We start from the raw sequence: 12,647 nt of genomic DNA, 5'->3' as shown, positions 1-12,647 counted from the left end.
ATTCATTCAAAGAATATTTTGTTATCTTTCCTGAATTCCTGGCGAATGCTGGCAACAATATCGTCCTGCGACACCGTACGTTCCCCGCGCTGAATGGCGGTTAATGCGCACTGGCGCAACACGTTGATAATTTGCCCGCCGGCCACTTCATAGCGGTCGGCAATAGCGGGTAAATTGACACCCTCGGAAAGACAGCACGCCCCGTTAAACGCCTTTTGCCATAACAACAGGCGCTCTTTTGGACCTGGAATCGCAAACTGCACCATGCTTTGAAAGCGGCGGGTAAACGCCTCATCCATATTGGTTTTCAGGTTGGTGGCGATAATCACCGTACCGGGAAAATCCTCTATTTTTTGCAGTAAATAGCCCGTTAGCTGGTTGGCATGACGGTCGTTGGATGAACTTACCTCAGAGCGTTTGCCAAATAGGGCATCCCCTTCATCAAAAAACAGGATCCACTCTTTGTAGCTGGCGGCATCAAACACGCGGGATAAGTTTTTCTCGGTTTCACCAATGTATTTGGACACCACCATAGAGAGATCGACACGATACACATCCCGCCCGGTAGCCTTGCCGAGCAGCGCGGCGGTAAGCGTTTTCCCCGTGCCCGGTGGGCCAAAGAACACCGCCCGATAACCCGGTTTCACCTTTTTCACCAGTTGCCACTCGTTCATCAACGTATGGCCGTGTTTGAGCCACGCATGCAACTCTTCAATCTGCGCCATCACTTCGCCATCCAGCACCAGATCATTCCAATCTAGTGGCGATTCCAGTAAATGGGCAGGGAAACTGGCGCTTAATTCCGGGCGCAGGCGTTCACCGGTCGTAAAATAGTGCAGCCACTCTTCATTTAAGCGATAAATACCGGCCCATTTGGGCACTCCATCATCAACCGAGAGCAGTTGGGTAACCTGTTCCGCCATCAGGCGATGTTTATTTGAGAAAATCGCGTGGACATGAACCCGCCAGTCGGGATCATTAGCGCTGATAAGAAAGTTGAGCGTCTGCCCGGTGGGAATAAAGCCGCTGAAGGCTTTATCGCTGACGCCGCCAAATTCCGTAAAGGGGCGGTCGATAAGGCTGTTAAGCCCAAAGAAGATATCGAGGGTATCCGGTTTCACACTCGGCGCCATGGCAAGCGCCAGGGCCAGGCGGTCAAAAAGAGAGAGCTGCCAGTCAATAATCAGGTCGGCATAGGGTGTGCCTTGCTGTAACTCAGGAGGAGGAATATCCACCCAATGGCGTTCATGCCCCTCTTGTTTCAAGTAGCTGCAAATAACCTGGTTAATGACCTGAGACAGCCACGTCATCTCACGGTAAAGCACGACAACATTGTTTGCCTGCTGATGATTCTCAACATCTGCTTGTGGAGACATGGCACATCCTTGAAAAAAGAAGTATTAGTATTAAGACTACTTTTGCCAGAATCGTATGTGACAAACCCAGTATAGCACGCTATTTGAGTGTTTATTTAAGAGTGAGTATTGGGATGAGTACAACGGTGATGAATATATAAATAACACTTTATAATAATTTCATTACATTGATAATCGCCGTTCAATGCCTAAATAAAATCTGTCGTCTTATGAGCTTTCACTAAATCTCATCAGAATCGCAAAAAACATAAAATCCACGCAATTGCGTGGATTTTTTTATTTCATCGCGTCTCACTGGCCACCAGCAGCCAAAAAAAACCACCGCCGGTAAGGGTGGTGGTTTATAGCAGAACCCGCTTTACGCGTAATTAGTGCGAGTAGTGGTCCGGTTTCGCGATCAGATGATCCAGTGAGTAGATCGGTGAGCTATGTGCATCGTGAGCTGCCGGTACGCTGGCCGCAGGAGCAGTGTGGCTCCCCTGGTGGTCATCCGTCCCTTTAATCAGCTGCGTGATATCCCCTTTGTCGTGCAGTTCATGCAGCAACGAGCTCAGATCCGCCTGCCCATGGTTCGCGTGGCCTTTTACGCTCGCCGGATCCTGACGATGCGCATCATCCCCTTTCTTATCATGGTCGTAGCTCATGTTTAAAGAATCATGACCATTAGAGAGCAGGTTATGCAGACCTTTAGCATGTTTGCCATCCTGCTGGAGTTCTGAAATCGAGTACTGCTGCGCGCCGCCGTGGCCTGGCGCGCTCAGCATCACATTCAGCGGCTGGATGATCGGAGCCACGTTACCGTGCTCATCACGCGCCTGCACCATGATTTCCCCGACGTTGCTACCGATGTGAAGATCGCCGGCGTTAATCGGGATGTCATAGCGCAGATGCCCATCGGTTTCATGGAGTGCGGCATCATAGTGCTTGCCATTCAGCGTCACGTCGACATGTTCACCTTTATGCACCTCACCCATAGCCTCACCGGTAATATGCACGGTATGGTGATCGATATCGTGCAGCGTCGCATGCTTGTCACTGCTCAGATTATCAATATGGATCTTAGCGTCAGCCTGGGTATCGAGCAGGATTTTCTCGCTGTGGTAAACGGTAATATGGTTATGGGCTGCATCTTCCGTGGTGACACTCACCTTCAGAACATTGCTTCCTTCATGAAGCCAGGATTTCTCAATGTTCATCTCATAGCCTAAATGACCGTTGATCATTTTGACGTGTTCCGTCACGGGATGATTGTTGACGTTAAGCGTGACGGTGTCTCCGACCTGAACGTCTTTACCCACGCTCCCTGTTACCAGGATACTGTCCGGATCCGTCGAGTTAACCACGTGATGCACCACGACCGGGTCGATAGTTATCGAGGCATCAATTTTGGTATCCACAAAAACATTTTGGGTATGCGTTGCTGTCGCATGGTTGTCGGCCTGATCGGTCACATCCACACTCACCTTAATGTCGTTAGTACCCTCATTCAGCCATGATTTCGGTATTTTGACGTCATAGCTCGGATGACCATTGACCATCTTAACGTCGGTCTGGATCTGGTGATTATTAATATCCAGCGTCACCTTATCGCCCAGCGTTGCACCAGCCTCATAGGTAATCGCACCGGTGACCGAAAGTTGCTTAGACTCTTTAGCGTTGATGATGTTATCACCCGCCACGACATCCATGTTAATGGTGGCATCAGCATGGGTATCCATCACAAAGGTATGCGTTGCCGTCGAACTGGCGACGTTCCCTGCGTCATCCTTGCCGGTGACCGAGACGTTAACGGTATTCGAGCCCTCATTCAGGTCATGGGTATCGACGCTGATGATGTAGCCCAGGTGATGTTTCTTACCGACCTCTTCCACAGTACCGGTGTACTGATGACCGTTGACCTCCAGCTTGACGATATCTCCCGCGTGTACATCACCGCTGACCGGGCCGGTGATGTTGGTGGTACCTTTCATCTGCTCTTCAGAGTTAACCTTGTCGTCACCGGCAACCACATTTATCGCAATGTGGTTTTCCGCATGCTGGTCGATGACCAGCTTATTGCTTTCCGTGACGGTGACCTTGTTACCTACCGCATCCTCACCGTTCACCGTGTAGGTGATTTTTGGATCCTGCAGCAGTTCAGCTGTGTTCACGGACACCGAGAAGGTCAGCGCGCCGTTCGCATCTTTCACCAGCGGGACGACCAGGTCATTACCGTTGACATGGACAATCACGTTGTTACCGGCAATCACATCGCCGGTGACGGAGCCGCTGATTTCGGTCATCGGATGGCCGGCCTCATCCAGGTTCAGAACGTTGTCTGTCGAGACCGGATTGAGGTTAAGCTGCACATCGGCATGGTTATCAATGGTTACATGCTGCGTTGCACTCTGGCTGAACGGGTTACCCACATCGTCGCTGCCGGTCACGGTCACGGTGATCTCCGGCGTCAGGGTTGGATGTGCGTTCTTAACCGCATCCAGTTCCGCCACCAGATCGGCGGTGTTCACTTTCATGCTATAGCCGAGCTGCCCATTCATATTTGGCAGTTCGATAACATGAACGGTGGTGGTAACGTGATTTAAGGTTACCGACACCTCATCGCCCACCCGCGCATCTTTGCCAACGGTGCCGCTGATCTCCGTCTGCGCATTGCCAATATCTGCCGCGCTCAGGATGTTATCACCGGAGATAACGTTAACAGCGATCTCCCCTTCAGCCTTGGTATCAATGCCCACGGTCTTGTGGTCGAAGGCATCTAACTGGTTCTGAGCATCATCGTGTCCGAGAACGTGGGCAGTGATCGTTGGATTAGCAACGATATCCGCCGTTTTGACGTCCACTTTGTAGTGCAGGTTCTGATCAACCTTCGCGTGATACTTGTGGTCGTTCACCGTCAACGTCACATATTCACCCGGCTTCACGTCACCGGTGACGCTACCGGTCACCGCCGTGGTAGCGGTCTTGGTTTCCGCACGATTCAGCACGTTATGATCGGTCACGTCATCGATGGTGACCGTCGCATTGACAACGGTATCCACCACGATAGGTTTGCTATCAGTGACTGTGGTCGTGTTGCCGTGATCGTCAGAACCGGTCACTTTGGCAATAATGTTGTGATCCTGACGCAGATCGTCAATGCTGACCTTTTCGCTGAAACGCAGAATATGGTTCGCATCTTCAAACACCTGGGTGGTGATTTCATGACCGTTGACGACCAGCGTCACGTTGCTGCCAGCATGGATATTATCCCCGCTCACCACCCCGCTGACCGGCGTGGTCCCCGACTGTGACTCGACGATATTGATAATGTCATCACCCGCCACCGCATCGAGGGTAATCGAGGCCTGAACGTGGGTATCAATCACCAGAGGGTTGGACGCGCTAACTTCCTGGCTACCATTGGCGTTATGGGCAATCACCGTCGCCGTGATATCAGGGTGATCAATCAGGCTTTGGGTTGGGACCTTAATTTCATAGCCGTATTCACCCGGCAGGTTTGGACGTTCAATAATCGTGCCGGTATAGGTGTCTTTACCAATATGCAGCGTAACCGCTTCCCCCGGGTGAACATCGCCGGAGACCGTACCGCGGACGATGGTTTCCGGGGACTGGCTTTCCTGTGTATTGATCACGTTATCACCGGCCACTGGGCTGATGGTCACCGTCGCATGCGGTGGGGTGTGATCAACCGGCGTTCCGGTGGTACCGGTTGGGTTGTCTGGCGGGGTCACAACGCCTGGAATATTGGCATGCAGATGATCTTCAACGGTGACGATATTGCCGTGCGGATCGGTGCAGGTAATCTGCACGGTGATATCCGGATGCTGCTGAACATACTGCTTGTCCAGATAGAATGGATACTTACTGCCCGGCTCCTGGTAGCTCTCTAAGACGTAGCCCAGATGATCGCCCACCACCTGAACATGCGTTTCAAGGGTTTTGTCGCCAACGAAGATTTTCACCAGATCGCCGACTTTGGCATCACCGCCCACATCCCCCCTGACGATATAATAATCAGGGTTATTTGGATAAAGAGGGTTATTTGGCGTAAGGTCAGCCGTAATTGACCCCTCTGCGCGGGTATCAATATTAACCATATGATCGATCACCGCCAGAGTCGTATTTCCCGCTTTATCCACGCCCATGACTGACGCTGAGATAATGGGTTGATTACTGCCAGAGAGCAAATCTGCGGTGCTGACATTAATACTGTAGCTGCCGTCATTGTGCATGGCGCCGTAGTAATGCTGCCCATTCACCACTAACTCCACCTTGTCTCCAGGCTGGACGTCACCGTAAATCTGGCCCGTAACGGCGGTGTACTGCTGGTGTGCTTCATCATTGTTGATGACGTTATCCGCAGTCACCGGATCGACGGTGATGGTCGCCCAGGCACTTCTGTCGATAGCGATGTCGTGGGTCGTGCCAGCGGTCATGGAGTTGCCAGCCGCATCCGTGACATCAACCGTCGCGACAATATGGGTGTCATTTGCCAGGTCGGAAGTATCGGCCTCAAACGAATAACCCAGTTTGCCGTCCAGATGAGGCTGCGCCTTAACTTCGACATCATAGGTATGACCGTTCACCGTCAGATGAACATAATCCCCTGCCTTCACGTCCCCGGACACGACACCGTTGATGGTGGTGGTCGGCTTGTTCAGATCGGCCCCGTTCAGCACATCATCACCGGAGACGATATTGATCGTCACCCCTGCGTTTGCATGCTCAACAATATTGACGTGGTGATCGGCGGTGGCTTCCGCGCTGTTTTTGGCCGCATCGGTCACGCTGATACTGGCGTGAATGTTGTGGTCACCGGCGTGAATATCCGTGGTTTGCACCAGGATGCGATAGCCCATCTTGCCGTTACCGAGATCTTCGACCTTGCCCTGGTACACCTGATGGTTAATGGTCAGCGTGAGGGGATCGCCAATCTTCATTTCACCCGTCACCGTACCCGAGACAAGGGAATAACGGTGATTCAGTTCTTCGCCATTCAGGGTGTTATCGTCGGTCACCGAATCAACGGTGATAACGGCATCCACCTTTGTATCCACCACGATATCCTGTTTTGCGGTCGCGGTGGCGACGTTGTTCGCATTGTCGGTTACCGTAATTGAGGCGGTCAGATGCGGGTCGCTCATCAGATCGTGGGTGCTGACATCAATGCTGTAATGCAGATGCGCATCGACGCGCCCCGTCAGGTCAAAGCCATTGACGTGCAGGGTGACGATATCACCCTCTTTCGCGTCGCCACCGACGGTACCGGTGATGGTCGTGGTCTGATTCTTTGACTCGTCAGCGTTAATCATGTTGTCGTGGTTGGCGGTCAGCGGATCGATAGTGATGGTCGCCTCCGCCTTCAGGTCAATGGCCAGATCTTTCGACGCGATGGCTGACTGATCGTTACCCACGTGATCCACGCCGTCGATACGCACCCTTACGGTGTGGTTCGGGTCGGAGATAATATCGCTGGTGAGAACATCAACGTGGTAGCCCAGGGCGCCATTCTGATGCGGCAACGCTTCAACCGTGGCAGCGTAGTTATGCCCCCCCACCATGACCACCACACGGTCACCCAGGTGTACATCTTCCCCTCCAACCGTTCCGCTCACGCGGGTCAGGCGTTCACCGGATTCGTTATAGTTAATGATGTCATCACCGGTGACTTTATCGAGGGTGATAGTCGCCTCAGCGTGGTTATCGATATGCAGCTTATGCGTTGTACTCGCAACCACTTCATTGTGAACCGCGTCATGCGAAACCACCTTAGCGGTAAAACTGACATCTTTGTCGATACGGCCGACATTATCACTGAATGTGCTGGAATCAACCTTGATATGGTAGCCTAAGTGATTATTTCCCAGGTCAACAACGTTGCCAGTAAACTGATGACCGTTGATTTCAAGCGTCACCTCATCACCGACTTTGGCATCACCACCGACGGTCCCGCTGATAACCTGCTTCCGTTCTGCCAGCTCATCATGGTTCAACACATTGTCTGCGGTGACGGAATCAATAGTGATGCTGGCGTGTGCGGCGGTATCCAGCGTCACGTTATGATGTGCTTCTGCTACCGCTTCGTTACCCGGTTTGTCGTGGCTGATGACTTTGACCTGGACGTCATTGTCGCCCTCAGTGAGAGCTGTGGTGGCGATCGCCACATCGTAGTGCAGATGGCCGCCGCCGGTCTCCACCACCTGACCATAGAAGTCATGCCCGTGTACCGACACCACCACCTTATCACCGGCCTTCGCATCCTTGCCGCTCACCGCACCGGTGATATGCGTCTCATGCTGGGACTCGTCGTGGTTAACGATGTTATCACCCGACACCGTGCGGATATCTACGGCGTTGTAGGCCGTATTATCCAGGTGGACGATGTGATCCTTGGTCTGCACCACCTCGTTCCCGGCTTTATCGTGGGCAGTGATGCGGGCGGTGAAAGTTAAATCAGCATTCACCGTACCGCTGTTATCGCCGAAGGCACCGGCCGGGACCTGAATATTGTAGCCCAGCGAGCCGTCGGGCAACTCTTCAACGCTACCGGTATAGGTGTGACCCTGGATGATAATATCAACCGGATCGTTCGGACTGGCATCCCCGCCAACCGTTCCGGTCACCCACAGCTTACCGTCCAGCTCATCATGGTTCAGAATGTTGTCGTAGGTCACCGCGTTAACGGTAATGCTGGCTTGCGCTGCAGTATCCAGCACCACGTTATGATGTGCTTCTGAAACGACGATGTTACCCGGTATGTCATGGCTGGTGACTTTGACCTGAACGTCATTGCCGCCCTCGGTGAGGAGTGAGGAGTCGATAGCCACATCGTAATGCAGATGGCCACCACCGGTCTCCACCACCCGACCGTAAAAGTCATGCCCGTGGACTGACACCACCACTTTGTCACCGACCTTCGCATCCGGACCGCTCACCGCGCCAGTGATGTGCGTCAACTGCTGCGACTCGTCGTGGTTCACCATGTTATCACCCGACACCGTGTGGATATCTACGGCGTTGTAGGCCGTATTATCCAGATGGACGGTGTGCTCAGTGGTCTGCACCACCTCGTTCCCGACTTTATCGTGCGCGGTAACGCTGGCGGTGAAGCGTAAATCGCGATCCACCGCGCCGCTGTTATCGCCAAAGGCACCGGCCGGAACCTGAATTTTGTAGCCCAGCGAACCGTCGTGCAGAACCTCAACGTTACCGGAATACGACTTGCCATTGATGATAAGCTCAACCGGATCGTTCGGACGGGCATCCCCACCAACCGTCCCGGTCACCCACTGCTTACCGTCCAGCTCGTCATGGTTCAGAACGTTGTCGGGGGTCACTGCGTTGACGGTAATGTCGGCGTGTGCGGCGGTATCCAGCACCACGTTATGATGTGCTTCAGCTACCGCTTCGTTACCCGCTTTGTCATGGCTGTAAACCTGCACCTGAACGTCATTGTTGCCTTCCTTCAGCACGCCGGTCGGCACCGCAACCTTGTAGTGCAGATTTCCATGGCCATCGTCAAAGACACGGCCAGTAATAATATGGCCCTGCACCTCGACAACCACTTTATCCCCCACGCGCGCATCTTTACCGCTGACGACACCGTTGATCAGCGTCTCATGCTGGGACTCATCGTGGTTAACGATGTTATCACCCGACACCGTGCGGATATCTACGGCGTTGTAGGCCGTATTATCCAGGTGTACGGTGTGTTCCATAGTCTGCACCACCTCGTTCCCGGCTTTATCGTGCGCGGTAACGCTGGCGGTGAAGCGTAAATCAGCATTCACCGTGCCGCTGTTATCACCAAAGGCACCGGCCGGAACCTGAATTTTGTAGCCCAGCGAACCGTCGTGCAGAACCTCAACGTTACCGGAATACGACTTGCCATTGATGATAAGCTCAACCGGGTCGTTCGGACGGGCATCCCCACCCACCGTTCCAGTCACCCACTGCTTACCGTCTAGTTCGTCATGGTTCAGAACGTTGTCGTGAGTCACCGCGTTAACGGTAATACTGGCGTTCGCGGTGGTGTCGAGGACGACATTTCTGTGATCGACGGCAATCGCTTCATTGCCGGCTTTATCGTGACTGATAACCTGCACCTGGACGGCATTGTTACCTTCCAACAGGACACCGCTCGGCACGGCAACGCGATAGTGCAAATGCCCACCGCCGTTATCCACCACCTCACCGTTAAAGTATTGACCCTGAACGGTAACGACCACTTTGTCACCGGCATGCGCATCCTTCCCGCCTACGGCACCGGTGATCAGGGTGTCATGCCGGGATTCGTCAGCGTTCACCACGTCATCACCCGCCACCGTACGGATATCAACGGTATTTTCAGCGTGAGTATCCAGCGTGACCGTTTTATGCTCTACGGCAATCGCTTCGTTACCTGCGGCATCATGGCTGATCACCATGACCTCAACACCGTTGCGACCTTCAAGCAGCGTTGGCGCGGGAACGGTCACGCTGTACCCCAGGTGACCATTATCCAACACCACACTGCCGTGGAAGACCTGTCCGTTAACGGTTACCACGACCGAATCGCCCACCTGAGCGTCACCGCTCACCTCACCTGTAATCACCGTCGGCATACGATGCTCAATCGCATTGACGACGTTGTCATTCGCGACGGTGTCGATGGTCAGCGCATTGTGTGCCTCGGTATCCAACGTGAAAGTTTTGTTCTCGATGGCAATGGTGGTATTGCCTGAACTGTCCACGCTGGTAATCTCGACCTGCACATCATTGTGGCCTTCGAACAGAACGGGCACCGTTTTACCGTTCACCTGCATTGTGGTCGGTACCGGCACTTCATAAGTCAGCTTGCCGTTTTCATCGACCACAGAACCATAAAATTGCTGATTATTGACAGTGAGCACCACGCGATCGCCAGCGTGAGCGTCACCCATCACCTCGCCGCCGATCATCGACGGCATGCGGCTTTCTGTCAGGTTGACAACATTGTCGCCCGCCACGGTGTTGATGGTCAGTTCGCTATGCGCGGTGGTATCCAGCGTGATGACCTGATGCTCAATCGCGATCGCTTCGTTGCCTGCCGGGTCATGGCTGACGACCTTGACGGTCAGCGCGTTTTCGCCTTCGTTAAGCACCGAGGTTGGAACGGTCACACTGTAGCGCAGCTGGTTATTGTCGTTGGTTACCACGCCATAGTATTCGTGTCCGTCGATAGTAACGGTCACCGGATCGCCTGCTTTCGCATCACCGCCGACGTCACCGCTAATCAGCATCGGCATACGGGATTCAGCGGTGTTAACGATGTTGTCACCGTCAACGGTAGCAATGGTCACGTCGTTGTGCGCGTAGAGATCGATGTCAACGCGATGATCGATAAAATCCTGATTAACGTTTCCGGCTTCATCAATAGAGGTCACCGTCGCATGGATCAGCGGCGAGTCCAGCAGGTCCTGAGTGTCGACCTGGATCTGATAACCTAATTTACCGCCGCCGAGATCGACCACGACGTCGGTATAGGTATGCCCATCAACGGTTAAGGTGACATTATCACCGACTTTGGCATCCCCGGAGACGTTGCCCCGAATCAGCGTCTGGTGATGTTGAGATTCCTCGAAGTTAATCACGTTATCCGGCGTGACGCTGTCTACCGTAATATCATCATGACCGGCAATCGTATCAATGAGTGCCGAGGTAGAGCTTTGCGCCGTCCGTCCCGCGACGTCAGTGGCCGTTGCCACCACCAGAATCTCGCCTTCCGCAAGCGAGCTGAGATCTGGATGCGTCGTCCAGTGACCGTTTTCCACCGGAACGTCGACGATGAGTGTGTTTTTTTGGCTATCTGTGAACAGCAGTCGGACGGAAGTCTGGTTACTGGTCCCTTCGATATCCGTATTATTTATTTCGGTTTTGTTAATGAACCCGTCATCACCGGCAAACGTGGTGATACTCACCTGCGGTGGCAGGATGTGAGCGCCGTGATCCGAGCCGAGCGCCCCCTCCGGTAATTCGCGCTCCCAGGTCGGGGCGCCGATGCCTTTGGTGTTAAAGCCTGCGGTAGGATCGACCATTTCATTGGTCAGCTCTAACTGCACCAGGGTATGTCCACCGCCGCCGCCTTCCATCTTCACTTCCGGCTCATTACCCGCAGCCGTCGCTTCTAACGCGGTTGTCGGGTCGGCGCCGTCGGCGAGGGCTTTTTGCATGGCCGCCACGTCCTGCATGCTATGTTCGACATTTTCTGCAATATGGATACCGTGCTCGGTCCAGTGGCTGTTACGCCCAATATCTACGGTTTTGCCGTTCGTCAGACCAATGCTTACTGCACCAGTGTTGCCCGTGACGATCTCTTCGCCACTGTAGACTCTGTCACCTTCCTGCAAAAGTCGCTTTGAGCCATCTGCCGCTACGGCAAAAACCTGGCCAATAACTGCTTTAATAACACCCAGTGCACCACTCACAGTACCCTCTCTTAGATATCATCTTAACTTATATTTATCGCCACAGACCTAAATGTAATAACAATTATTTTACGAATGACTTTGATCTGCAAAAATGTCCATTTATGGACATTCCATCTGGCCCAGCGGTATATTTTATTTTACCATTCTCAAGGCGCTTATATTCATAGGCACTTTCTTCATTAAATATATTAAAAACTGGAGGGAAATAATACAAATTATATCGCTAACAACTCGTTTTTTTATGGCTGCGCTTGTACAGAAATAAAACAATTATTTGATGCCAGTATTAATAATTACACAAATAAATAACAATTTATGAAACATCAGTTTGTTCTCATTTACCATTTTGCAGTGCCCCTCCCTCAGAACGTGCGCACGATTACCCTCTGAATTTGCTGGGGTCTTACATTTCCACTGCCAAAAGGCTCAGTACACCAGGTCCCGTGTCCAGGGGCGAGGGCTCCCGGTGATGGCATCTTTTGCGGGTAATTTCCCATAGCAGTAAAATAGTTTGTTGTTTATATATTAGAAGGGTCACTAGTGTGATCAGCACATTGCTACTGGAACGCGCAGCGATACGGTTAAGGAGAAATAATATAGCATGCTATCTAACGAGTAAAAATATGACATCGACACCAAAAAACGCCTCATCGACCGACTTCTCTAATATCGATAAATTGAATCGCCACGACGTTAACCGTTATCGATGAGTCTTTTAAAATGGCATAAAGAGAGATGCACAAAAGCAGTCAACGTTATCCTCAAGAATTTATTATTGAAGCAGTCAACAGGTTAGCGATCGTGGCCCTTCTGTTTTCGTCGT

2 protein-coding genes are annotated in these 12,647 nt (G+C 52.5%); both read right to left on the bottom strand.

The features are described 5' to 3' along the window. Positions 1-2: 2 nt before the first annotated feature. The gene (locus tag V6940_RS03330; protein WP_333494823.1) at positions 3-1,376 is read right to left on the bottom strand and encodes an ATP-binding protein; all 1,374 of its coding nucleotides are present in this window, start codon (positions 1,374-1,376) and stop codon (positions 3-5) included. A 368-nt stretch (positions 1,377-1,744) separates the two neighbouring features. After that, entirely contained in the window at positions 1,745-11,821 is a 10,077-nt protein-coding gene (locus V6940_RS03325) for a retention module-containing protein (RefSeq protein ID WP_333494822.1), read from the bottom strand. Positions 11,822-12,647: the final 826 nt, after the last annotated feature.

Origin of the sequence: Kluyvera sp. CHPC 1.251 (assembly GCF_036759945.1) — a bacterium.
In the GTDB taxonomy this organism is placed as follows: Bacteria; Pseudomonadota; Gammaproteobacteria; order Enterobacterales; family Enterobacteriaceae; genus Kluyvera; species Kluyvera sichuanensis.
This window is presented reverse-complemented; position numbering and strand designations above follow the sequence as displayed.